This is a genomic window from Pseudomonas sp. S9, assembly GCF_000222125.1.
Taxonomy (GTDB): domain Bacteria; phylum Pseudomonadota; class Gammaproteobacteria; order Pseudomonadales; family Pseudomonadaceae; genus Aquipseudomonas; species Aquipseudomonas segetis.
On sequence record NZ_AFFX01000006.1, the window covers coordinates 120,968 to 144,671 of the forward strand.

Below are 23,704 nucleotides of genomic sequence, written 5' to 3' on the forward strand. Positions count from 1 at the left end.
GCTTGTGGCACTGGGAGCAGGTTAACTGATTAACCCTTGCCCGCACCTTTCGAGGCGGGGGAGTCGAGCTCACAACTCCAAAGTTCCAACGCGGGCTGGGACGCTTTTGGCGGGCCGAGCCATTCACTCGCAGAGTGGCAACGCTGGTTGAAACACAGTTGGTAATCCCCAGCCTCGGGGGTTCGCCCCAAGCGCAGAGGTTGCAGGGGCGCTAGCTGGCGATGGTAGTGCCAGCTGCCCTCACGCAGTACGGCGTCATCCGGTATTTCCATACCGGCGCCAGTACCCTTTACACGCGCCTCACCAAGGACCAGGCCCTCGGCAGTGACACGATAATCCTCTTCCCAGCGGATGTGCTCGATGGTGTGTTTCCAGGCCAGGGTGAAGTCGCTGACAGGCAACTGCGCCCACACCGCTCCAGCCAGGCCCATGCACAGACCAATCAAAGCGCAGCCACCGGCTTGTTGCGCGCACGCCACAGGTGTTGGCCAAGGAAGACTGCGGCCAGTGCAAAACCAATCTCATCGCTGGCAGGGGTCGCCAGGATCAGGCTCGCACCAGCGGCAAAACCCAGTAGGCGCTCCCACCAGGACAGCTTGAAGTTGAGGAAGCCGGTAAACACCACGCCCCACAAACCAATGGCCACAGCCGCCTTGAACAAGGCATAAATAATCGCCAGCCAGTTATCGCTCTGCATCATCAGGGCTGGGTCATAGACCGCCATAAACGGCACGATGAAACCGGCGATGGCAATGCGGATCGCCCACAGGCTGATCTTCAGGCCCTTCTCTTTTGCAATTGGCGCAGCGGCAAAGCAGGCCAAGGCAACTGGTGGCGTCAGGTCCGCCATGATCCCGAAGTAGAAAACGAACATGTGCGAAACCACCAGCGGCACGCCCAGTTCGAGCAGTGCAGGCGCGGCAATCGAGCTGGTGATGATGTAGTTGGGAATGGTCGGAATCCCCATGCCCAGCACCAGGCAGGTCAGCATGGTCAACAGCAGCGACAGGAACAGTTTGTCCTGACAGATCCCCGGGATTTAGCCGGCGAATGTCGAAGCCACACCGGTCAGGGAAACCACACCAATGATCACCCCAACCAATGCACAGGCAATACCCACCGGCACTGCATGACGCGCACCTTCAACCAGTGCATGCAAGCACACGGTCAAGGTTTCGCGACCACCCTTGATAAACCAGCACGTCGCAACGAGCAGTGCGACAACGCCAAATACCACGGCAATACCCATCTGGAAGAAGCCGGCGCAAAGCAGGCCCAACGCCACCCAGAAAGCGATACGCATGCCGGTTGATGACACCCGCATGATGATCGCCGAACCGAGAATCACAATCGCCGTCAGTGCCAGGCCAACCATGCCCGAATACAGCGGTGTGCGTCCGGAGAACAGCAGGTAGACCAGGATGAACAGCGGAATCAGCAAGTACCAACGCTCTTTAACCGCAGCCCAGGGGTTTGGGCATTGGTCTTTCGGCAAACCATGCAGGTTGGCACGACGAGCCTCGAGGTGAACCATCCAGAACACCGAGCCGAAATACAGGATTGCCGGAATCAACGCGGCTTTGGCCACCTCAAAGAAAGGTACGTTGATGGTCTCGGCCATGATGAATGCAACCGCACCCATCACCGGCGGCATGATCTGGCTGCCCATGCTCGACGTCGCCTCGACGCCGCCAGCAAATGCCGAGCGGTAACCGAAACGCTTCATCAGCGGAATGGTGAACTGGCCCGTGGTTACCACGTTGGCCACACCCGAGCCGGTAATGGTGCCCATCAGCGCAGACGACACCACGGATAATTTTGCCGGGCCGCCAACCTTGTGGCCAAACAGGCCCATGGCGAAATCGGTGAACAGCTTGATCATCCCTGCTTGCTCAAGGAAGGCACCAAACAGGATGAACAGGAAAATATAGGTCGCCGAGACATAGGTCGGCGTGCCGTACAGGCCTTCGGTCCCATACGCCAGTTGGTTGACCAGTTGATCCAGGTCGTAGCCGCGGTGCATCAGGTCGCCCGGCAAGTACTGGCCCAGCAGGCCATAAGCCAGAAACAGCGCACAGATAATCGGCAAGGCAATGCCCATGACGCGGCGGGCAGCCTCGAATACCAGGGCAATCAGGACCAGCCCGACCACCATGTCCATTTGCGTCAGGTCGCCGGAGCGATAGATCAGGTCAGCTTCAAACACCCACTGGTAAATCGCCGTGCCCATGCCGGCCAGACCCAGAATCCAGGCAGCAGGTTGCCATGGACGACCTTTGCCATTGATGGAGAAGCTCAGAAATACGGTAAGCAGCAGGAAGCCGACGTGAACAGCACGCAGCACCTGGCTCGACACGGGGTGAAAGGCCGCCGTGGTGATTTGAAAAATGGAAAACAGCAGCGCAACAAAAAACAGCGCTTTTGGCCACTCACCAGGATTTGCTGAAAGGCCTTGGTTGTTCTCACTCATGGCGATTGCGCCCTCATTACGAAACGGTTGCGCAGAACCGCTAACAAAACCTACCGTTCCCTCGGAACACTGGTTTTATTAGCACCTCTGGTGCGCGAATATCAGAACCAATATTGATCGGGGCGCAAGCTTGTGCGCCCCGATTCACGAGGATTACAGCGCGCCGACTTCTTTGTAGTAGCGCTCCGCGCCTGGATGCAGCGGAATTGGCAGGTTCTTGGCAGCGGTTTCCAACTTGATGTCCTTGGCCGCAGAGTGGGCATTGCCCAAGCGCTTGAGGTTCTCGAACATCAACTTGGTCATTTGATAGGCGGTTTCTTCAGAAACACCTTCATGGCTCACCAAAATGTTGGTGATGGCAACCGTTGGAACGTCAGCGTCCTGGCCATCGTAGGTACCGGCCGGGATATTGGCTGGCTGGTAGGCATCGTTACCGATTTTGGCAACCACATCAGCCGGGACCGATACAAAGTTGATTGGCAACGTGGCCGCCAGGTCACGAATAGCCGCCATGCCCAGGCCCGAGGACTGCAAGGTGGCGTCCAACTGGCGGTTCTTGATCAGCTCAACCGACTCGGCATAAGGCAGGAATTCAACTTTGCCCATGTCTTCGTAGCTCAGGCCAGCAGCCTTGAGGATTGCCCGAGCGTTCAACTCGGTACCCGACTTTGGCGCGCCAACCGAGATGCTTTTGCCTTTCAGGTCAGCCAGGGTTTTGATGCCCGACTCTTTGTTGGCAACGATCTGGATGTAGTTCGGGTAAGTGCCGGCAATCGCCCGCAGCTTTTTCAGCGGTGCTTTAAAGCCAGCTTCTTCAACGCCGTTCCAGGCATCGGCAACAGAGTCACCCAGGGCCAGCGCCAATTCACCGCGACCGGCTTGCAGCAGGTTGAGGTTCTCAACCGACGCCTTGGTCGCCTGAACTGAGGTTTTCGAGCCTTCAATGCCGTTGCTGTAGATCTGCGACAGGCCAACACCAATCGGGTAGTACACACCGCTGGTGCCGCCCGTGAGGATGTTGATAAAGGTTGGGGCCGCCAGAACCGCAGTGCTTGCAGTCAGGGTTGCGGCAGCTGCGAACAGGCTTAAACGCTTGGTCAATCGCATGGATGAATCTCCGTCGTTGTTATGGCTTTATGCAGAGTTTTTCACTGTAGACGATGCCCGCCGGGGAGCGGCTAGCATTCGTCGGATTTTATCGGGGCGTGAAAGAAGCTTTCGCTTACACAAGACGTATAGCCCGGTGTACTGGAGGGAGTGCGCGACTGACTCGCGATCAGGGCAAGATGGCTCATGGCATACCTCTAGTCTTTCTTATTGGATTACCCGTAAGTAAACGGTTTAACAACAACCGTAGCAGATGCCGTGCCAATGCGTGAAAGCGCCGTGCCAGAAGGGTTTAGATAAACTAAAAGTCGATTATCGGCAAAAAACCGCCTAGATATAAACAGCAATAGGCGGCATTCCGCCTATTCGTCACCCTGACTGCCCGCCGGACGATAACTGCCTCGCTGCAAACCATGACGCTGCATTTTTTCGTTGAGGGTGCGCCGTGGTAACTGCAGCAACTCCATCACCTGGGCAATATTGCCCTGACAGTGCAACAAGGCGTTATGCAAGCATTGTGCTTCGAAGCTTTCCATCTGCTGTGCCAGTGACTGGCTGGCAAAAGCCTCGAACCGCGCGCTCAAGCCCAGTGCATGACGCTCCGCGGCGTTGATCAGCTCACGCACATTGCCTGGCCAGTCATGCCCGAGCAAGCGCGCCAACTCGGTCGCAGGCAAGGGTGACACCTCGCGACCATGGCGCTGTGCTGCCTCCTGGGCAAAGTGTTCAAACAGCAGAGGAATATCCTCGCGGCGATCACACAAAGCCGGTATCTGCAGGGTTGCAACATTGAGCCGGTAATACAAATCCTCGCGGAAGCGACCTTTGCGAACCTCATCCAGCAAATCCGGCTTAACCGCACTGATCACCCGCAAATCCACTTGAATGCTGCGGTTTGAACCCAGGCGTTCAAGCGTTTTCTCCTGCAACACGCGCAACAACTTGACTTGCTGCGCCAACGGCAGGCTCTCGATTTCATCAAGGAACAGAGTGCCGCCGTCAGCATGCTCGATACGGCCAATACGCTTACCCTGCGCACCTGTGAATGCACCGCTTTCATGGCCGAACAGCTCGCTCTCGAACAGATTTTCTGGAATGGCAGCACAGTTGAGCGCCACAAAGGGCTTGCCCGCCCTGGCGCTGAAATCATGCAGGCAACGCGCAACCCCCTCTTTGCCACTGCCAGTCTCACCACGAATCAGGATATTCACCAAAGTACCCGCCAGTTCGAGAATCTGCCGACGCAGGTTTTCCATCGGCCGCGAGACACCCAGCAATTGGCTTTCTATCCGGTCCTTGTTGGCAAACTGTTGGCGCAATTCGCGGTTTTCACAGACCAGACGGCGTTTTTCCAATGCCCGGCGCACGCTGTCGAGCAAGCGCTCAGGAGTGAAGGGTTTCTCTATGAAGTCATAGGCGCCCCGATGCAGGGCCTGTACCGCCATGGGGACATCGCCATGGCCGGTCACCATGATCACCGGCAGATCGCGATCAAGCTCGATCAACTTTTCCAGTAGCTGCAGGCCGTCAGTGCCGGGCATACGCACATCGCTGATGATGACACCGGGAAAATCCCGGTCGACCAAAGCCAGCGCCTGGGCAGCACTTGAGCAGGTTTGCACACTGAAACCGGAAAGCTCCAGCCACTGCTGCACGGCTTCACGAATAGCCACTTCATCATCAACAACCAACACCTGACTGCTCATACGACCTCCAACTAGAACGCGCGCAGTGTATCGCCATGAGCCTGACTTGGTAGTCTCGATTTGAACATTGCGGCAAAACTGTGAGCAGCGTCCTCCCCACTCCCTAGCCTTGAGGCTCAGGTGCAATTGGCAATTTCATGGTAAACACCGCGCCAATCGAACTGTTAGCCGCCTCTAGCGTACCGCCCAGTTCGCGCACTATGCCGTATGACACCGCCAGCCCCAACCCCAGGCCCTGGCCGACAGGCTTGGTGGTGAAGAACGGATCGAACACATGCTTTAAGTTAGCTGCGTCAATCCCTCCCCCATTGTCGGCAATTTTGAGCACGCATTGGCCCGCACAAGATTGGATAACCACATCCAGCTGCGGCGTTCCGGCTCCCGTCATGGCGTCCAAAGCGTTATTGAGCAAGTTGAGGAGCACTTGCTCAAGGCGAATCGCATCCCCTAAAACATGCACGTTATAATCAACTTGGCTACACAGTTGCACATTTTCGCCACGCATTCTCGGCGCTAGCAGCTGTAGCGCCTGGTCCAGAACCTCGCCCAGCGACAAACGTTCACTGAGCCCGGCCGGGCTTTTACGGGCAAAGGTTTTCAAATGGCTGGTCAGTGATGCCATAAGCTCAAACAGGCCATCAATACGCTGCAATCCCGCGTAGGCATCGGCCTGGCGACCGCTATCCAACAGCAGGCGCAAACTCCCCAGCTGCATGCGCATCGCGGTCAGCGGCTGGTTGACTTCATGGGCCATGGCCGCTGACATTTGGCCCAGGGCTGCCATCTTCGCCGCATGCACCAAACCATCCTGAGCCTCACGTAATTCTGCGGTGCGCAAACTCACTTCCTGCTCAAGGCGCTCGCGAATATTGGCTTGCAAGCGATGTTTCTTGCGCCGCTGCAGCAAAAACAGCAATAAGAACGCCAGGGTCATCCATACACCAGCGCCAGCCAAGCGATAGCTGCGCACACTGTCGACCACGCTTTGCGGCTCGATCAGCAGAAACAGGTTCCAACCTTCATCCGGCAGCTGTTGGCTTTGCCAGAGATAATCCTGTGTACCGTCCGGGCCATCCACAGTGCGCCACTGCGACTCCGGGTTAATTTGCAGTCGCAACTTGCTTGGCAGTGGCTTTAGCGCTTTTTCGGCATATTTTCGCACCTCGATCAGCTCATTTCGCGCCTTATCACTCAACTCGCTCAATGTCCTGAACCGCCATGCCGGGCGATTGCTCAAAATCACCACGTTATAGGTGTCAGCCACCAGCAAGATGCCCGATTGCTCGACCCATTCGCGTTGCAGTTCCTCAAGCTCAAGCTTGACCACCAAAACACCCAGCACTTGATCATGGTCATCGAGCACCACATGGGAGAGAAAATAACCGGGGATTCCAGTGGTGACCCCTACCGCAAAATAACGCCCGGACGATTGCTTCAAGGCATCGCGAAAATAAGGGCGGAATGCATAGTTGTTGCCGACAAAACTGCTCCACTCCCGCCAGTTGCTGGCCGCCAGCGTGTCGCCCTGCGCGTTTAGCAAATAGAGCACATTGGAACCGGCGGCCCGATTAAGTTGCTCCAAGCGATGATTGAGTCCTGCGCGCAACAGCAGGTCATCCGGTGAGCTGAGCACCGCCTTGATATCGCTGTCGAGTGAAAGCACCTCGGGCACCGAACTGAATCGCTCGACCAAGGTGTGTATGGATTGGGCATACAACTGCAGTTGCCCGCGCGCTTCAACGCTACGCTCCTGCCAGACACGTTGCTGTGCATAACGCCCCCCCAGCCACATGCTTGCAAGCAGGCCGATGACAATCAGCAGGAAGGTAAACCCCACACGGTATCGAAGAAAAAGAGCAGGCATGCAGCGATCATCTCAGCAAGGTTGCCACATGTTAAGACAACCTCGCTGCTGACGCTGTATTAGCGCCAGCAGCAATTACCGCAATGAGAAGATATTCAAGCGTAGATGTCAGTGCGCGACCAGGGCAGATTATGGCCGCCATCAGGCAGAGGCTTAACGGCGAGTATCTGGTGCAGGTTCATCCAGCCCTGGGCAAAACCATAGGCGCAGCCGGCCAGGTATAGGCGCCAGATACGCAGCGCTTGCTCCGGAACCATTGACGCCGCCTTGTCCAACTGCGACTCAAGTCTTTCACTCCAGAAGGTCAAGGTACGCGCGTAATGCAGGCGCAGGCTTTCAACATCAACCACTTCCAGCCCGGCATCGCTCAGTACGCCAGTCATGGTAGAGAGATGGGGCAGCTCGCCATGGGGGAAAACATACTTGCCGATAGAATCGCCAGCGCCATAGCCAACCGCACGGCCATCGGTGTGGCGCGCGGTAATACAATGGTTAATCACCAGGCCGCCCGGTTTAACAGCCCCGAATCAGCATTGACAGTACTGCGCCAGGTTGGCGTAGCCAACATGTTCAAACATACCGACACTGACTACTTTGTCGAACCGGCCATCCTGCGGCAGATCCCGGTAATCCATCAACTGCAGCTCAACCTGTTGCGCCAAGCCTTGCTCGGCAACGCGCTCACGGGCCAGCTTCAGTTGCTCCGCACTCAGGGTGATGCCGTAGACCTGGGCACCAAACTCGCGAGCCGCCAGCCGTGCAAGGCCACCCCAGCCACAGCCGACATCAAGCAGCTTGTCGCCTGGTTCTAGGCGCAGCTTGCGGCACAACAGGCGTAGCTTGGCCAATTGCGCCTGCTCCAGGGACTCATCGCCAGTTGGAAAATATCCACAGGAATAGACCATCTCCGGATCTAGCCATAGCGCGTAGAACTCATTGGACAGGTCGTAGTGATAGCTTATCGCAGCAGCATCGGTCGCCTTATCATGCAGTTCATGCTCAACCGCTGCCGAGCTGTCGTCAGGTATCAGCGCTTCACTGAGCCCGACCCCGACCTTGATGATATCGCTCATCTGGCCTTCCAGCTCGACGCGGCCTTCAACATAGGCCCCGCCCAGAATGTCCAGTCGCGGCTCAGACAATTGAGTAATCAGGCTTGGGTCTTTGATCACCAGCGTAACCCGTGGCTGAGGGCCAAGATCAAGCTCTTTGCCGTCCCACAACTTCAAGCGCAGCGGCAATTGCAGGCTACGTAATACTGGCGGTATGGACTGAATCATATGAACCTCCGCTTTTTGCTGACAACAAAAAGCGTAGCTCAGCTTATTGCGAAGTGATGCTATCGACCTGATAGATAACCGGCTCGCCCATGTGACGCTGCAAAGTGCCATCACCCAGCCATTGGCGAATCCAGGTGATGGCCTGGGCCATGGCGTTATCACCCAGGGGTACCAGGTCGGTACAGAGCTCAGCAAAACTACCGCCTTGCACTGCCATTTTGTAAAGCGCGCTGGCTTCATCAGGCCCTAGGGTGCGGTAGCGGCTGATCAGCCCAGCGCGCCAGATCAAACAGACAGACTCCTGCTCCAGCCTATGGCTGCCGGGAAACTCGGTGTCTTTCTTGATCGCGCGCCACAAGGCCATGGTGTTGTAGCGCAGGGTTTGCCATTGCACGCTTGGCAAAAACCGCGCTTGCAGATTTGGCCACTCATCAGCCTGCAAGCTGGCCAACACAGCCTCGGTCAACGGTTCGCCATCTGGCGCATCGAATGACAGGGTGAAAGCCCATTCAAAACGCGCAAGCTCAGCCAGCGGCTCAGCCTGCTCAGGTATAAGGTGAGCCTCGATAAACTCGGCAAACCGGGCACCTAGCCAGCGCAGGCTGAAGTGATCGGGCGGATAGGCATTGATATAGGCCAGCGCCAGCGCATCGAACTCTTCATCGCCCATCCAGCCGTGCACCGCCTGGTAATCGCCTCGCAGGGTCTCGATCAGCCGTGCGCGATAGGCATTGTGATAAATCGCCAAGCCCAGGTCGACATCAAGGTTCGGGCTGCCCACCAGGCTGGCTCGCAATTCGTCATTGGCGAGCGAGTCGGCGCCCAGCAAATAGGCTTCAGTTTCTTGCTGCCACTGGTTCAGCCGCATAAAGGCTCCGTCTGGAGGGCTCTGGCGCCTAATTCGCGAGCTTTTTGCAGCTCGGCCATCAATTCGGAAAATGGCGGATAGTGGTCATCACGCTCAATCATTGTCGCAACCGGCCCCAGGTGCCCGATGGTGCGCTCGTACAGTTGCCAAACCGGATCACACACCGGGTGGTCGTGGGTGTCGATCACGTAGTTGCCGTAATCAGTATGTCCGGCCAAATGCAACTGACGAACTTTATCCACAGGCAGGCTGCTGATGTAGGTCCATGGGTCAAACCCATGGTTGCGCGCACTGACGTAAACATTGTTCACATCCAGCAGTAGATCGCAGCCGGTGATCTCTGTCAGGGCCGAGAGAAACGCCCACTCAGTGTATTGATCTCCGGCGCTGCGGATATAAGTCGAGGCATTCTCAAGCACCAGCGGGCGCTCGATTACATCCTGCACCTGTTGGACTCGCGCCGCTACGTACTGCAGGCTTTCATCGGTGAAAGGTAGTGGCAGCAAATCGTGCAGGTGATGGGCGTTACCGCGGCTCCAGCACAGGTGGTCGGAAATCCACTGCGGCTTGACCCGCTGTGCCAGTTGCTTGAGACGCACGAGATAATCGCGATCCAGTTCGTGTGGACCGCCAATAGACAGCGAGACACCATGCATCACTATTGGATAGTGCTCGGCGACCGCGTCCAGGTGATAAAGGGCTTTGCCGCCCTCGACCATGAAATTCTCAGAAATCACCTCGAACCAATCGACATCAGGTCGTTGCTCGAGAATTTCTTGATAATAGGGAACTCGCAATCCCAGGCCGTAGCCAAGACAGGCTGACTTAGCTGACATGCCAAGCTCCTTGGTTAGATCTGGTGTAATTGAACCTGTGCAATAAAATTGAAGTCGCCATCAACCGATGGCGACATTCAATTGCAAGGTGCTTATTCCTCGCCAACGCGGCCTTTGGCAGCATTGCAATCAGCCAACGACATGGCTTTGAAGCCATGACCTTTGCAGATGCCCTGGCCTTTACAGGCGTTTTCAGCGGTTTTGCAGTCATTCTGGCCTTTGCAGGCGTTAACGCCAAAGCATTGAACAGGCGAATCTTCTGCGACAGCTACAGTGCTGGCCATGGTTGCAAACATGGTTGCAGCAGTGAACGCGATAGCAGCACCGGTAGCAGCAAGTGTGGTTTTGTTAGTCATGTGCACATCCTCGGATTATGTGTAATACGCCAGTCGCACAACATTTGTTAGACGCGACGTATCACTAGAGAGAGATAGACCATATTCGTTACAACGTCATTTAAAAAAACGTGGCAAAAACCATTCCCACCTTAAGTTAGGAATCATCTGACCCGTTACAGCTTTGGGCCAGCAGCCTTGCGGTCTCCCGATTCAACCCTTGCGCCAGGACAAGGCCGCGCCGAACTTAATCGGCTAACTGAGTTCTACATAACAGGTTCAGCGCGTTGCTGAACAGATCTGTATCAAGAATGAAACACACCAAATAGATGGCGCCCACTGTTTACGCTGCTTTACGGTTTTCACCGTCTACCTGTTTCATCCGTGCAACACCGGGCGAAGCCTGAGCCAGGCTTGGCTAGGCACGGATAACCCCAATAACGCTGGCCGATGCTGTCTCATTAATGAAACACCCGGCTCCGCCCTGCCTGCCACAAACAAATCCAACTCACTGATATTTCAACACAAATCAATTCCGGCACGACTCCTGCGAACAGTTCGGCACAACCAACCGAAGAGTTGTCACTGCCAAGAGCTGTATAAGGAATTGATGTCATGGAACCTAGTTCAAGGTCATTCCAATCCTCACTACTGGCCATCACGCTAGTGATGCTTTCAAGCGTCTATGTTGCACCTACGTTCGCCCAAGACGGCATTATCGTATTGGGTCGCCAGGTTCAGCCGCGCCTTGCAACGCACCCCACTGATATTCCCGACCCCAATCCAACGGTGGTCAATACCAATATTTCTCGGCAAGTCGTCACCACGGTCAATGGCAGCCTGAACAGCACCCAAATGGGCATGGGTGGCGAACTGGCAGACTCAGACTTCGCCAACATCACCACCGGCGCCAGCATCAATTCCATGATCATGCCCAACGGCAGCCTTCCTGGTTTCAACGCACTCGGTACAGACCAGGTCAACCATCAAGGAGCCACCAACACAGGCTCAGCCGGGCATTCAGGTGGCAATGCCGGCAGTGGCTTGGGCGGCACCATCAACAGCACCGTTCAACGCGGGCTGGCCCCACTGAATATGCTGACCGGGGGCAAGTGAGATGAAGAACCTGCCCTTGTTAATCACACTCGCTGTTTCCAGCGCTGCACTTTCCGGCATGACGCTGGCCGAAACGCCCAACCAGGCCAATATCGCCAACAGCGCCAGTCACTACCAAGGCGTTGTTTCGGTCAACCAAGCGGCGGGAAAGTCGCAACAGCAAAGTAATGCAAGAGCCCTGGCAATTGGCAACGGCGCCAGCGCTTCGACCCAACAAATCCAACAGCTGAATATTAATAACGTCGACAGCTCCCAAGCCGCAGGCGTGGCCATTGAAGCGGGCGCATTCAGCTCTGGTAACGGTGTCCTCGGAATCAACCAATCCGCGGGGGCAGGCACACAACAGGCCAATGCAATGAGCATCAGCGTGAGTTCGGGGCCAACCAGCCTGGATGACTCGGTGCTGTCACAAAGCGTGGCCATTACCCAAATCTCGGGAACAGTTGCACCTTCCACAGGGGAGCGACGCGTAGCAACCGATGACACTGCGTTTGTCGGGAGCCGTGGAGTCGTGCAATTGAACCAGAGCGCTGGGGTCGGGAACCGCATGGGGAACAACCTCAGTATCAGGGTTAGTGATTAACCCTGAGCGCAACACAAGTGAGTAAGTCCTAAGTCCAACACAGCAAGGCAAGGAGATACACCATGAAAACTAAAATGGTAGTAATGACGCCGCTGGCACTCGCTTTGGCAGTCGCCATGGCAGCGACAACAGTACAAGCCGACCAGAGAAAATCCTGGATTCCTGAAACAGGCGCATCTGCAACTGTCGACGATACCCAGATCATCAAAGGTAACGGCGTACTGAACGAAGGCACTGAAAACGCAGCGGGCGTTGACGACGTTGGGGCGAACGCCTCGGGTAACGTCGGTATCAACGTTGTTGCAGGTACCAATAACCAACAAGCCAACGCCGCAGCACTTGCCAGTGCCGATGCAAGCTTTGTGTTCGGTACCGCCGAAGCGTCAACCACTGTGAACCAGAAGTTGACCAACAACGGCGTGATGAACTATTCCAACCCAAGCACTGCAGCGCTTACCAACTCGCTTAACGGCGCCAGTGGTAACGTCGGTGCCAACGTTGCAGCTGGTACTTATAACCAACAGAAAAACGACATGGCTGCTGCCGTGTCTGCCGGCGCGTTCTCAACCGCCAGCAGCACAGCCACTCAGTCTATTTCTGGCAACACCACCAACAATAAAGCCACCCTTGAGTATGGCTCTGCAAAAGTCACCCTGGGCATGGCCGCTGTTGGTGGCTACAAAGGCAAGTCTGACCAGATCGGCGATGTCTATCTCGACTCGTGGGAAGGCGAAGGTCACCCAGGTGGCTCCAACACTGGCCACGTAGACCTGGATAGCGATGCACAAGGCGCTCAAGACCTCAACGATGACGGCGGCGCACTGGCCTTCAACGAAGAAGGTGTGATCGGCCTGCTCGGTGTAGTGACTGGCAATATCCCAGTTGTTGCTGGCTTCAACGCTCCAGTGGTCAACACTGCAGTGCTCAGCGGCTCACTGAACTACGTCTCGGGTAACGTCGGTGTCAACGTGGCGGCGGGTGCTGGTAACCAGCAAAGCAACTCCCTGTCGATTGCTGCTGGCTGCACCTCGTGCCCAGCTGGTGGTACCGGCGGCGGCGAATCGCTTCGCTACTAAGCTAGTCCTGGGGACTCCGGAGGTTTCGGAGTCCCTTTCTTTTACAAGGACTGACTTATGCGCGCCCTTCTCGTTGTCCTGATGATGCTGATTTGCCCTGCATCCTACTCCGCCCAACTGGGCTTTCCGGTGCTACCGGGTGGTGCCTTGGCATTCAAGAAAGTCGAAAGCTTTCGCGAGCGGCGTTTCAGCAATCTGATCGAACAAAAGACCGATTTCAGCTGCGGTGCTGCTTCCCTGGCTACCATCCTGTATCAGGGTTATCGCTTCGATATCGACGAGCAGACTGTCATTGAAGGCATGCTGCAGCAAGCAGACCTCGACCTGGTCCGCAGCCAGGGTTTCTCCATGCTCGACATGAAGCGTTATGTCGAAGCCATTGGCTTGCGTGCCCGCGGTTACCGCATTCCTGCCGAGCAACTTGAACAAGTCAAAGTACCGGTGGTGGTGCTGCTGGATGTACGCGGCTACAAACATTTCGTGGTGCTGCAGAAAACCGAAGGCAATTGGGCCTATATCGGCGACCCGGTATTGGGTCACAAGCGCTACAAGCTCGACGAGTTTAAAGAGGGCTGGAACGGTATTGTTTTCGCAGTGATTGGCGCCGGCTATGACCGCAACAACCCACTCACTGAACCGCCACAACCCCTTACGGCACGCAACCGCCTGGATCGCTTCAGGCCGGTAAATGATGCCGAGTTGATGGAGTTCGGCTTTATACAAAGTGACTTCTTTTAATGGAGCACGACATGAAGACTCAATTGTGTGTGGCAACCATCTGCCTGGCTGCCAGCCTGCCACTCCACGCCACAGGGCTCTTTGTACCTGCTGAGCTGAGTGATCAGGAATTATCGCAACTACGGGGCCGCTATGTGCTGCCTGGAAGAATTGTTAATTTTGGTGTGACCATGGCCAGCACTTGGCAAAACGCAAGTGGCCAGGTGCTCGGTGCCAAGGTCAACATGCAAATCCAGCAGAACATGCCAAAGCCTGTGTTCAATATCACCACTTTCAATGAGGACAACAGTAATGCGGCGGCGGCAACCATTGCCGCCGGCGTGGCCAACTCACCTGCTACACCAACGACGGCGCCAACACCTGGAACGGGCCAGCTAAGCGGTGGCAACAGCCTGAACAATGTTCAGGGCGTGGTGCAAACCACGCGCTCAGCGGGTGATTTGAACACCAGCTACAACAACCTTAACATTGATGTAAGCCACGGTAATAAAGCGCCTGCGGTCATGTCCGGCTCGCAGATTGTCAACCGCGTGCAAAACAGCGATGCCGGTACGGTCAGGGTCAGTCCAATGGGCGGCGGCTTGCAACTGGCAATTGATGCCAATGGCCAGGGCGCCAGCCTGCAACAACTTGGTGCTGGCGGGGGCGTGCAACGTACCGACATATACGGCTCACGCAACACAGTCACCAATTTCGCTGCGCTCAACGTATTGCTCAAAGAAAACATGCCGACGGCGAACGGTTTGAATTGTAATTGGAACCAACTTAACAATTTGCGTCCAACAGGGCTGTAAATATCGTCTAGGCTGGATTTTTTACTGATCTGAAACGGAAGTCTTACAATGCCGAAGCACCTGTCTCTCTGCTTGGTTATGTGTGCGGCTAGCGCTGCTGCAGCCCCCAGCTTGATGGCTGCAACTGATGCCGAAGTAGACGCATTAAAACAACAACTAGAACAACTCAAACAACACTACGATGCGCAACAGAAAGCCCTGATGGTGCTTGAGCAAAGGCTCAAACAAGTTGAGTCGCAACCGGTTCAAAAACCATTGCTACGCCCGATTCCTCCAACCGGGCGTAGTGAGACGGTGGCCAAATCGGGGGAAGCCGGTTACGGCACCAGCCTGCAAGACGATGCCGCGCCAGCACGCAGCGTTGAGAATATCTACAACGAGGCCAGCGGCTTTTTCGGCACGGGTAACTTCAGCTTCGAAACGGGCCTGACCTACAGTCACTGCGACAGTAGGCAACTGTTTCTTAACGGCTTTCTGGCCCTCGACACCATCTTTCTCGGCAACATCGGCGTCGACCAAATCAACTCTGACACCTTAACCCTCGACCTGACAGGACGCTATAACTGGCGTGACCGTTGGCAGTTCGACCTCAACGTGCCCGTGGTGTATCGCGAGACTACATTTGAGTCGGCTGGTGCAGGAGGCGCGAGCACATCGATTTCTGAAGAAACCGTCACCCGTAACCCTGAAATAGGTGATATCAGTGCCGGTATCGCCTACAAGTTCATGACGGAGACTGAAAGCCGCCCCGATGCGGTGGTGAGCCTGCGGGTCAAGGCGCCTACAGGTAAAGACCCGTACGGCATCAAGCTGCAACAGGTGCCAGGCAACGACAACCTGACCGTTCCTGAAGAACTGCCGACCGGTAATGGCGTGTGGTCAATCACCCCAGGTATATCCCTGGTCAAAACCGTTGACCCAGCCGTGCTTTTCGGCAACCTGTCCTACACCTACAACCTGGAGGAAGACTACAGCGACATCAGCTCCACCCGTGGGGTCAAACAACCCGGAACGGTGCAGCTGGGTAACTGGTTCCAATTCGGCCTTGGCATGGCCTTTGCGCTTAACGAGCGCATGAGCCTGTCGATGTCCTATTCGCAACTGCTTTCGCAAAAAAGCAAAGTCAAGGCTGAGGGTCAGAGCTTTACTTCAGTACCAAGCAGTGACGCCAATGCGGCGTACTACAACATCGGCATGACCTATGCGGTCGATGAAAACCTGAGCATCGTACCCAACCTGTCAATTGGCCTGACACCCGATGCCCCGGACTTCACCTTCAGCATCAGGTTTCCCTACTACTTCTAAACCCCTGTCGCAGACCTGAGCGGAATTTATTTCGCTCAGGTCTGCGTGCGCCTACCATTCGGTCAAACAGGCTGGATCGAGGTGGTTGTGGATATTCAGGCAATACTCTGGAGCTTACTATTTGGATCGATCGGCCTGGGCTTTTTTATCTACGGGCGCAAACACAACAGGACGATACCTTTCGTTTGCGGGCTGGGATTAATGATCTTTCCCTACTTCGTCAGCAACACCTTGCTGCTGATTGCAACGGGCTGCGTACTTATGGTCACGCCCTATTTTTTCAGGGGTTGAGCATCAGCGAATCTGATGCTTATGCAGCAAGCGGTAAAATGTCGGCCGCGAAATACCCAAGCCACGTGCCGCCTGGCTGCAATTTTCCGGGTACTTTGCCATTGCATCGCTGAGCGCCTGGATCTCGGCTCTGCGCTTGTAGTCTTCCAGGGTCCCAAGCCGCTCAATCAGCACGCTGCTTTGTTCAAGGCCAAGATCCTTGGCTTCAATCTGGCGTCCCTCTGCCAATACCAAACCTCGCCTCACGCGGTTCGCCAGCTCACGCACATTACCGGGCCATTTATGCTCGGTTAACTGCCTCAAGGCATCTTCACTGAAGCGCTTTGCCCGTCGACCTGTTTCGGCGCTGTACAAACTGGCGAAATAATTCGCCAACATCGGTATGTCCGCCACCCGTTCATGCAGGGCGGCGGTATGCACCTGCAGCACATTGAGGCGGTAATACAGGTCTTCACGGAGGCTGCCATTCTTGATCGCGGCCTCCAGATCAAAATGGGTGGCGGCCAGGACTCGCACATCAACCGATATCGGCTGGCTCCCGCCCACACGTTCTATCTGTTTCTCTTGCAAGAAACGCAGCAGGTTTGCTTGCAGCTCAAGGGGTAGATCGCCAATCTCATCAAGGAACAAGGTGCCACCGTCTGCCGACTCGATCCGGCCGATTTTGCGCTGGTGCGCACCGGTGAATGCCCCTTTCTCGTGGCCAAACAGCTCCGACTGGATAAGGTGTTCGGGAATTGCCCCGCAATTGATCGCTATAAACGGCTTACCTGCTCGAATCGAGCGCCGATGCAGGGTTCTTGCGACGAGCTCTTTACCTGTGCCGCTTTCACCACGAATCAGCACCGGAGAATGCGTCGGCGCCAACTTGGCCAATAGCTTGCGCAAATCACGGATGGGCGCACTCTGCCCAAGCAACTCATTTTCATGATCGTCAATAACGCCGCTTTTGCGACCACGCAACCTTGCCATGCCGTAGGCCCGACCCAAGGTCACATGCACCCGAGACACATCAAACGGCAGGGTGTGGTAGTCAAAAAACCACTCGCCGACAAACTCACCCAACGCATTAGCCGACGACAACAAATCAGGACTGAGCACAGCAATCCACTCGGTGCCGCTACGGCTTAGCAACTGCTTGATTGCGGCTGGGCGACGCAAGTGCATTTCATTGAGACGGATCAAACCGACATCGCAGTCGCGCTCCTCCGCATGCTCAAGCATGCAGCCTTCCACGGTCCATCCTGCTTCTCGCAGACCCGGTAACAGCGAGCGACAATCATCACATGGGTCTACTACCAGGAGGCGCCGCAATGTACTCGTATCATTAAGCATACCTTTCCTTGGCGCCAAATAATTAACGTTTTTAATCAAAGGCTTAGGCGCGATTACAGTTACCCTAGCAATACTTTAGATAACGACTTGGAACAATTCACACTAAGGCGCTAACGCTAAATAACTAGCCGTTCAAAACAAGCGGATCTGGAGATTAACCGGGCGAAATAACTGCGTTTTTTGTGACGCAGTTCCGAAATACCCTCTCCACCCGACGCCTCGCATAAGGCTGGCAAACCGTTATTTAAGGAAGAAGGTTTCAATACCCAATAGCCGTCACAGTCTGGCCCGCGAGATATAAAAATATCTATTTAATCCAAGGCTATGGCGAACGTCTGGTGCTGTTCATTCCAGAAACCTGAACGCCGAAAATATCCACCATACCTCGATGATCAGCGCCAAGATTGCAAAGCACAGGTGGAATACTCTGCGCTTTACACACGCAGCGACAAGGCATAGTCCACAAAGCGTGATCTGACGAAACGGGTAAATCACCCCAAGCGCCCGGAAGTGCTCCATTCCCTTCATCAGAGAATCCAGCATATCCATGATGAAGATGGCGCCAAGCAGCGCATAAAACCATCGCTGGCGGGAATGGAAGTAATCTGCAAAGCCCGCGTACTCGCCCATGTGGTCAGGGAATAGCAATGCAGAGATGAAAAATATCAGGGCGGCGTAGCTTAAAACGAAGAAGTATTCCTCGAACTCCCAGTGCTGGACCCGAAACAGCGCGAACTCGAACCACCAGAAATGAATGACGAACAGTAGAAGAAAAGCTGTCCACACAAGGTGAGGCAGATAAATTTTATTGAGCTCAGGATGTTGGACGAAACGAGACAACCCGCTTAACAAACGGGTGACGCTCAACCCCGTGACAACGCCGACCACTATGCGTACATGAACAAATGCTTGAGGATCAATTGCTGCCGTTTCACTGAGAGGCATTGCAATCTCCAGTCACTTCACAAGGATTCAGTACTCAAAACCTCGCCCCACGCCACGAATAAGTGCGGTGGAGCGCGTACCAGAGCGCCATGGCCTGATGAAAGGCATCATTTGGCCTGCCTATCAACAAAAACGAGATATTTAGCCAGCGTAGCCCACAAACAACAGCTGGCCATGGCACAGCGCAGCAATTGGCAACACATGAAGGCGAGTTTATCTATTGGCTAAGCCCTGGAGCGAACAAGCCAGGGATTGTGGACAACTCAAGTTATCCAAATCCCTAGTTAAGATGGAAAAGCTCTTAGAGCTTCAATCTTTTCCAACCACAGCCGTCACTCGACAGTGACGGACTTGGCCAGGTTGCGGGGCTGGTCTACATCTGTGCCCTTGAGCACGGCGACGTAGTACGACAGCAGTTGCAGCGGGATGGTGTAGAGAATCGGCGCAAGTGCGTCGTGGATATGCGGCATGTTGACCACGTGGGTGCCTTCGCCATTGCTCATACCGGCTTTTTCATCGGCAAATACAATCAACTCGCCACCGCGCGCGCGCACTTCCTGCAGGTTGGACTTTAGCTTTTCCAACAGCTCGTTATTCGGTGCGACCGTGACCACAGGCATATCCGCGTCAACCAAGGCCAATGGACCGTGCTTGAGCTCGCCTGCAGGGTAGGCTTCGGCGTGGATGTATGAAATCTCCTTGAGTTTCAAGGCGCCTTCCATCGCGACCGGATACTGGGCGCCGCGGCCCAGGAACAAGGTGTGGTGCTTCTCGGAAAAGTGCTCGGAAACCTTTTCAACCACGGCGTCCATTGCCAATGCCTCACCCAGGCGGGTTGGCAGGCGACGCAGCTCGGCAACCAATTCTGCCTCGAGCTGTGGATCAAGCGTGCCTCGCACACGGCCCATGGCCAGGGTCAGTAGCATCAGCGCGACCAACTGCGTGGTGAAGGCCTTGGTTGAAGCCACGCCAATTTCCGGGCCGGCCAGGGTCAACAAGGTCAGGTCGGACTCACGAACCAGCGAGCTGATACCGACGTTACAAATCGCCAGGCTGGCCAGGTAGCCGCCTTGCTCCGGAGTGAGATCCTTGGCATTGCGCAGCGCCGCCAGGGTGTCGGCGGTTTCACCAGACTGCGAAATACTGACAAACAAGGTGTCTGGCTGGACCACAACCTTGCGGTAGCGGAACTCGCTGGCCACTTCGATCTGGCACGGAATGCCGGCCAGTTCTTCGAGCCAGTAACGTGCAACCATACCCGCGTGATAGCTGGTGCCACAGGCAACAATCTGGATATTTTTAACCTTGGCGAAAATATCCGCTGCTTGTGGGCCAAACGCCTGCACCAGGACGTGATCATCGGCCAAGCGGCCTTCCAGGGTGCGTTGAACCACGGATGGCTGTTCGTGGATTTCCTTGAGCATAAAGTGGCGGTATTCGCCTTTGTCAGCCGCTTCCGCACCTTCGTGGTATTGCCCCTGTTCGCGCTTCACCGCCTTGCCGTCAATATCCCAGATCTGCACTTCATCACGGCAAATCTGCGCAATATCACCTTCTTCCAGGTACATGAAACGGTCAGTCACCTGACGCAGGGCCAGTTGGTCGGATGCCAGGAAGTTCTCGCCAAGTCCCAGGCCAATCACCAGCGGGCTGCCACTACGGGCCGCGACAATACGGTCAGGCTGCTTGGCGCTGATGACCGCCAGGCCATAAGCACCGTGCAGTTGCTTGACCGCCACTTTCAGCGCGGCGGGGGGGGCAGGGTCACTCTTCCGTCAGGTTCACTCTTCAGGGTGTGGTCGAGCAGGTGGACTATCACTTCTGTATCGGTGTCGGAGCTGAAGCTGTAGCCCAAACCCTTGAGCTGATCACGCAGCGCATCGTGGTTTTCAATGATGCCGTTGTGCACAACCGCCAGTTGATGCCCGGAGAAGTGAGGGTGCGCATTGCGCTCACTCGGTGCACCATGGGTTGCCCAGCGCGTGTGAGCGATACCCACCCGTCCTGGAAGCGGCTCGGCCTTGAGCGCGGCTTCGAGTTCGCTGACCTTGCCAACCCGGCGACGGCGATCCAGCTCGCCCGCCTCGTTGAGCAGGGCGACACCGGCGCTGTCGTACCCGCGATATTCAAGGCGCTTGAGGCCCTCGACCAGTACAGCGGTGATATTGCGTTCAGCTACCGCTCCGACGATTCCACACATAATTGGCTCCTTAAGACTCTATGCTTGCGCAGATCAACTTGACACCGCACGACTGCAATTGGGTTCGAGCGTCTTGGTCCAGGCGCTCATCGGTTATCAGGGTATGTACACGTGCCCAAGGCAATTCGAGATTGGGGATCTTGCGACCGATCTTGTCGCTCTCAACCATCACAATCACTTCACGGGCAACTTCGGCCATGACTTGGCTCAAGCCCAGCAATTCATTGAATGTTGTCGTGCCTCGCGCCAAATCGATACCGTCCGCGCCAATAAACAGCTGGTCGAAATCGTATGAACGCAGCACCTGTTCGGCAACCTGGCCCTGGAAAGACTCCGAATGCGGGTCCCAGGTGCCGCCCGTCATCAACAGCACAGGTTCGTCTTCCAACTCGCGCAGGGCATTGGCAACGTTGAGTGAATTGGTCATGACCACCAGGCCGGGCTTGCGCCCCAGTTCAGGGATCATCGCCGCAGTTGTGGTGCCGCTGTCGATGATGATCCGCGCATGCTCGCGAATGCAGCTGACCCCAGCACGAGCAATGGCCAGCTTATAGCTCGATATGGGTTGGCTGACGTCGACCATCAGCTCTTGCGGCAATTGCACCGCTCCGCCATAGCGCCGCAGCAGCAGGCCGTTTTTCTCAAGCGCGGCCAGGTCCTTGCGGATGGTGACTTCAGAGGTCGAAAAGCGCTTCGCCAGCTCGTCCACACTGACTTCGCCCTGCTCGGTAAGCAAGGCAAGTATTGAATGGCGACGTTGGGGGGTGTTGCGTTTCGACATGCTTTAAGTTTCGATTCGAAAGTTAATTGCGCAAATCAAAACCTAACGAAGCTTTAAGGTCAAGTAAAACAGTAAAAAGGCCGCCAAATGGCAGCCTTTTCAAAGTTATCAACAGCTCAAACGAAAGATAAGCCGTTAACAGCACTATTTCTTGGTCGGACGCTTCCAGCCTTCGATGTTGCGCTGTTTACCACGTCCCACAGCCAGGTTATCCACAGGCACGTCGCTAGTGACAACCGAGCCGGCTCCTGTGGTAACCCGGTCGCCCCGGGTCAGTGGCGCAACCCGTGAGGTGTTCGAGCCGACAAATACATCTTCACCCATGACAGTGCGATGTTTGTTCACGCCGTCATAGTTGCAAGTGATGGTGCCAGCACCAATGTTAGTCCGCGCACCGATTTCAGCGTCGCCCAGGTAGCTCAAATGGCCGGCCTTGGCGCCTTCGCCGAGCACAGCATTCTTCAGCTCTACAAAGTTACCCACATGCGCCTTGGCGCCCAGTACAGCACCTGGACGCAAACGTGCGAACGGTCCGCAATCGGCGCCCTCACCCACTTCAGCGCCTTCAAGATGGCTGTTGGCTTTGACTATTGCGCCTTTGCGCAGCGTGCTGTTCTTGATGATGCAATTGGCACCAATCTCGACATTGTCTTCAATCAGCACTTTGCCTTCGAGTATGACGTTGATGTCGATCATCACATCACGACCAACAGTGACTTCACCGCGCTGGTCAAAGCGGGCCGGGTCACGCAGGGTCACGCCTTGCGCCATCAACGCACGCGCCGCACGCAGTTGGTAGTGACGCTCAAGTTCGGCAAGCTGTCGGCGGTCATTGGCGCCCTGCACTTCCATGGCATCCAACGGCTGCTCGGTCGCAACCACCAGACCGTCCGCTACAGCCATGGCTATCACGTCAGTCAGGTAATATTCGCCCTGCGCGTTGCTGTTCGACAGGCGCCCCAGCCAGTCACCGAGCTTGGTCGCTGGCACCGCAAGAATGCCGGTGTTGCCTTCGTTGATCAGGCGCTGCGCTTCGCTGGCATCCTTATGCTCGACTATGGCTTCGACCTGGCCTGCGGCGTTACGCACGATACGGCCATAGCCGGTCGGGTCATCCAGGGTGACAGTCAGCAAACCGAGCTGCTGGTCGTTAACCTTTTGCAGCAGGCGTTCAAGTGTGCTTTTTTCGATCAGCGGGACATCGCCATATAGAATCAACACCCGATCGCTGGTCAGCGCAGGCAATGCCTGGGCAACTGCGTGACCTGTGCCCAGTTGCTCGGCTTGCATCACGAAATTCAGATCATCGGCAGCCAGGCGTTCGCGCACGGCATCGGCACCATGACCAATCACCCCATGGATGCCTTGTGGCTTGAGTTCGCGAGCGATGTCGATGACATGACCGAGCATCGACTTGCCGGCAACCGGGTGCAGCACCTTGGGCAAGGCGGAACGCATGCGTGTGCCCTGACCTGCTGCAAGAATGACGATATCAAGTGACATAACGAAAGCTACCATTGGTTAAAGACGGAATTCCTTTCCATACACTGCATTGCGCAGTTTTTTGGCGCAGCAAAGAAAAAGGGTAGCCTAGGCTACCCTTTTACTTAGCTGCAAAAAAGTCTGACTGCCGTGATTAGCCGCCGAACTTCTTACGCAATTGCTGGACGGTACGCAGCTGAGCTGCAGCCTCGGCCAGTCGAGCAGCAGCAGAGCCGTAATCGAACTCGGCGCCTTGCTCGTTCAACGCTTTCTCAGCAGCCTTGACGGCTTCCTGAGCAGACGCTTCGTCAAGATCGGCAGCACGTTGCACGGTGTCGGCCAGGACCTTCACCATGTTTGGCTGCACTTCAAGGAAGCCACCAGAGATGTAGAACACCTCGGTTTCGCCGCCTTGCTTGATCAAACGGATTGGACCCGGCTTCAGGTCAGTCAGCAAAGGCGCGTGGCCTGGAGTGATACCGATATCACCCAAGTTACCGTGCGCAATTACCATCTCGACCAGTCCGGAAAACATCTCCGCTTCTGCGCTGACGATATCGCAATGGACTGTCATAGCCATAACCTTGCCTCA

At 55.7% G+C, this 23,704-nt stretch carries 18 protein-coding genes and 3 pseudogenes; 6 read left to right on the forward strand and 15 right to left on the reverse strand.

The features are described from left to right. Window positions 1-29: 29 nt before the first annotated feature. The 9 genes and pseudogenes from PSES9_RS0113915 to bufA2 form a co-directional block, all read right to left on the reverse strand. Window positions 30-446, reverse strand: a complete 417-nt coding sequence (locus PSES9_RS0113915; RefSeq protein WP_029529562.1) for a DUF1850 domain-containing protein — start codon at window positions 444-446, stop codon at window positions 30-32. Next, window positions 443-2,470, reverse strand: a pseudogene (locus PSES9_RS23605) (TRAP transporter permease). The gene PSES9_RS0113915 and the pseudogene PSES9_RS23605 overlap by 4 nt, the downstream one beginning before the upstream one ends. 153 nt (window positions 2,471-2,623) lie before the next feature. After that, complete coding sequence (locus PSES9_RS0113925; RefSeq protein WP_010487801.1) at window positions 2,624-3,577, reverse strand: TAXI family TRAP transporter solute-binding subunit; 954 nt, start codon at window positions 3,575-3,577, stop codon at window positions 2,624-2,626. Window positions 3,578-3,939: 362 nt separating this feature from the next. Further along, window positions 3,940-5,283 carry a sigma-54-dependent transcriptional regulator gene (locus tag PSES9_RS0113930; protein WP_010487802.1) on the reverse strand — a complete coding sequence of 448 codons (1,344 nt, stop codon included), beginning with the start codon at window positions 5,281-5,283 and terminating at the stop codon, window positions 3,940-3,942. Window positions 5,284-5,386: 103 nt separating this feature from the next. Then, window positions 5,387-7,147: a sensor histidine kinase gene (locus tag PSES9_RS0113935; RefSeq protein WP_010487803.1), complete on the reverse strand. Its 1,761-nt coding sequence runs from the start codon at window positions 7,145-7,147 to the stop codon at window positions 5,387-5,389. 95 nt (window positions 7,148-7,242) lie between these two features. Beyond that, window positions 7,243-8,427 (reverse strand): annotated as a pseudogene (gene cfaB, locus PSES9_RS23610) (C17 cyclopropane fatty acid synthase CfaB). Between the two features lie 43 nt (window positions 8,428-8,470). Next, window positions 8,471-9,295 (reverse strand): HvfC/BufC N-terminal domain-containing protein, encoded by an 825-nt coding sequence (locus tag PSES9_RS0113945; protein ID WP_010487805.1) that lies wholly within the window; start codon window positions 9,293-9,295, stop codon window positions 8,471-8,473. Beyond that, on the reverse strand, window positions 9,286-10,131 hold the full coding sequence (gene bufB / locus PSES9_RS0113950; RefSeq protein ID WP_010487807.1) for an MNIO family bufferin maturase: 846 nt from the start codon (window positions 10,129-10,131) through the stop codon (window positions 9,286-9,288). Before bufB ends, PSES9_RS0113945 begins: the two co-directional genes overlap by 10 nt. Before the next feature lie 92 nt (window positions 10,132-10,223). Continuing rightward, window positions 10,224-10,487 (reverse strand): BufA2 family periplasmic bufferin-type metallophore, encoded by a 264-nt coding sequence (gene bufA2, locus PSES9_RS0113955; protein WP_010487809.1) that lies wholly within the window; start codon window positions 10,485-10,487, stop codon window positions 10,224-10,226. Between the two features lie 594 nt (window positions 10,488-11,081). Between bufA2 and PSES9_RS0113960 the strand changes: the two genes are divergently transcribed. The 6 genes from PSES9_RS0113960 to PSES9_RS0113985 all read left to right on the forward strand — a co-directional run bounded on the left by PSES9_RS0113960 (window position 11,082) and on the right by PSES9_RS0113985 (window position 16,078). Then, a complete protein-coding gene (locus PSES9_RS0113960; protein ID WP_010487811.1) occupies window positions 11,082-11,582 on the forward strand; it encodes a hypothetical protein in 501 nt (166 codons plus the stop codon). Between the two features lies 1 nt (window position 11,583). Beyond that, a complete protein-coding gene (locus PSES9_RS0113965; RefSeq protein WP_010487812.1) occupies window positions 11,584-12,165 on the forward strand; it encodes a hypothetical protein in 582 nt (193 codons plus the stop codon). A 62-nt stretch (window positions 12,166-12,227) separates the two neighbouring features. After that, window positions 12,228-13,241 carry a hypothetical protein gene (locus PSES9_RS0113970; RefSeq protein WP_010487814.1) on the forward strand — a complete coding sequence of 338 codons (1,014 nt, stop codon included), beginning with the start codon at window positions 12,228-12,230 and terminating at the stop codon, window positions 13,239-13,241. Window positions 13,242-13,298: 57 nt separating this feature from the next. Beyond that, on the forward strand, window positions 13,299-13,979 hold the full coding sequence (locus PSES9_RS0113975; RefSeq protein ID WP_010487817.1) for a C39 family peptidase: 681 nt from the start codon (window positions 13,299-13,301) through the stop codon (window positions 13,977-13,979). Window positions 13,980-13,990: 11 nt separating this feature from the next. Next, a complete protein-coding gene (locus PSES9_RS0113980; protein WP_010487819.1) occupies window positions 13,991-14,773 on the forward strand; it encodes a hypothetical protein in 783 nt (260 codons plus the stop codon). Between the two features lie 48 nt (window positions 14,774-14,821). Next, window positions 14,822-16,078: a transporter gene (locus PSES9_RS0113985; RefSeq protein WP_010487821.1), complete on the forward strand. Its 1,257-nt coding sequence runs from the start codon at window positions 14,822-14,824 to the stop codon at window positions 16,076-16,078. A 294-nt stretch (window positions 16,079-16,372) separates the two neighbouring features. On the opposite strand, the gene PSES9_RS0113995 is transcribed toward PSES9_RS0113985, so the two are convergent. The 6 genes and pseudogenes from PSES9_RS0113995 to PSES9_RS0114020 form a co-directional block, all read right to left on the reverse strand. Further along, window positions 16,373-17,704, reverse strand: coding sequence for a sigma-54 dependent transcriptional regulator (locus PSES9_RS0113995; protein WP_029529563.1), 1,332 nt, complete (start codon window positions 17,702-17,704; stop codon window positions 16,373-16,375). Between the two features lie 345 nt (window positions 17,705-18,049). Next, entirely contained in the window at window positions 18,050-18,649 is a 600-nt protein-coding gene (locus PSES9_RS0114000) for a hypothetical protein (protein ID WP_010487829.1), read from the reverse strand. Between the two features lie 332 nt (window positions 18,650-18,981). Continuing rightward, window positions 18,982-20,849: pseudogene (gene glmS / locus PSES9_RS23615) on the reverse strand (glutamine--fructose-6-phosphate transaminase (isomerizing)). 10 nt (window positions 20,850-20,859) lie between these two features. Then, window positions 20,860-21,630 (reverse strand): DeoR/GlpR family DNA-binding transcription regulator, encoded by a 771-nt coding sequence (locus PSES9_RS0114010; RefSeq protein WP_010487831.1) that lies wholly within the window; start codon window positions 21,628-21,630, stop codon window positions 20,860-20,862. 144 nt (window positions 21,631-21,774) lie between these two features. Further along, window positions 21,775-23,133: a bifunctional UDP-N-acetylglucosamine diphosphorylase/glucosamine-1-phosphate N-acetyltransferase GlmU gene (glmU, locus tag PSES9_RS0114015; RefSeq protein ID WP_010487833.1), complete on the reverse strand. Its 1,359-nt coding sequence runs from the start codon at window positions 23,131-23,133 to the stop codon at window positions 21,775-21,777. Between the two features lie 133 nt (window positions 23,134-23,266). After that, window positions 23,267-23,692, reverse strand: a complete 426-nt coding sequence (locus tag PSES9_RS0114020) for a F0F1 ATP synthase subunit epsilon (protein WP_010487835.1) — start codon at window positions 23,690-23,692, stop codon at window positions 23,267-23,269. Window positions 23,693-23,704 lie beyond the last annotated feature (12 nt).

What these genes read in the sequence shown, in the direction of transcription:
- PSES9_RS0113925 (WP_010487801.1), bottom strand. Translation starts at nt 3,577, where the DNA reads ATGCGATTGACCAAGCGTTTAAGCCTGTTCGCAGCTGCCGCAACCCTG.
- bufA2 (WP_010487809.1), bottom strand. Translation starts at nt 10,487, where the DNA reads ATGACTAACAAAACCACACTTGCTGCTACCGGTGCTGCTATCGCGTTC.
- PSES9_RS0113945 (WP_010487805.1), bottom strand. Translation starts at nt 9,295, where the DNA reads ATGCGGCTGAACCAGTGGCAGCAAGAAACTGAAGCCTATTTGCTGGGC.
- PSES9_RS0114000 (WP_010487829.1), bottom strand. Translation starts at nt 18,649, where the DNA reads ATGCCTCTCAGTGAAACGGCAGCAATTGATCCTCAAGCATTTGTTCAT.
- PSES9_RS0114020 (WP_010487835.1), bottom strand. Translation starts at nt 23,692, where the DNA reads ATGGCTATGACAGTCCATTGCGATATCGTCAGCGCAGAAGCGGAGATG.
- PSES9_RS0113960 (WP_010487811.1), top strand. Translation starts at nt 11,082, where the DNA reads ATGGAACCTAGTTCAAGGTCATTCCAATCCTCACTACTGGCCATCACG.
- PSES9_RS0113975 (WP_010487817.1), top strand. Translation starts at nt 13,299, where the DNA reads ATGCGCGCCCTTCTCGTTGTCCTGATGATGCTGATTTGCCCTGCATCC.
- bufB (WP_010487807.1), bottom strand. Translation starts at nt 10,131, where the DNA reads ATGTCAGCTAAGTCAGCCTGTCTTGGCTACGGCCTGGGATTGCGAGTT.
- PSES9_RS0113935 (WP_010487803.1), bottom strand. Translation starts at nt 7,147, where the DNA reads ATGCCTGCTCTTTTTCTTCGATACCGTGTGGGGTTTACCTTCCTGCTG.
- PSES9_RS0113980 (WP_010487819.1), top strand. Translation starts at nt 13,991, where the DNA reads ATGAAGACTCAATTGTGTGTGGCAACCATCTGCCTGGCTGCCAGCCTG.
- PSES9_RS0113985 (WP_010487821.1), top strand. Translation starts at nt 14,822, where the DNA reads ATGCCGAAGCACCTGTCTCTCTGCTTGGTTATGTGTGCGGCTAGCGCT.
- PSES9_RS0114010 (WP_010487831.1), bottom strand. Translation starts at nt 21,630, where the DNA reads ATGTCGAAACGCAACACCCCCCAACGTCGCCATTCAATACTTGCCTTG.
- PSES9_RS0113970 (WP_010487814.1), top strand. Translation starts at nt 12,228, where the DNA reads ATGAAAACTAAAATGGTAGTAATGACGCCGCTGGCACTCGCTTTGGCA.
- PSES9_RS0113965 (WP_010487812.1), top strand. Translation starts at nt 11,584, where the DNA reads ATGAAGAACCTGCCCTTGTTAATCACACTCGCTGTTTCCAGCGCTGCA.
- PSES9_RS0113930 (WP_010487802.1), bottom strand. Translation starts at nt 5,283, where the DNA reads ATGAGCAGTCAGGTGTTGGTTGTTGATGATGAAGTGGCTATTCGTGAA.
- glmU (WP_010487833.1), bottom strand. Translation starts at nt 23,133, where the DNA reads ATGTCACTTGATATCGTCATTCTTGCAGCAGGTCAGGGCACACGCATG.
- PSES9_RS0113995 (WP_029529563.1), bottom strand. Translation starts at nt 17,704, where the DNA reads ATGCTTAATGATACGAGTACATTGCGGCGCCTCCTGGTAGTAGACCCA.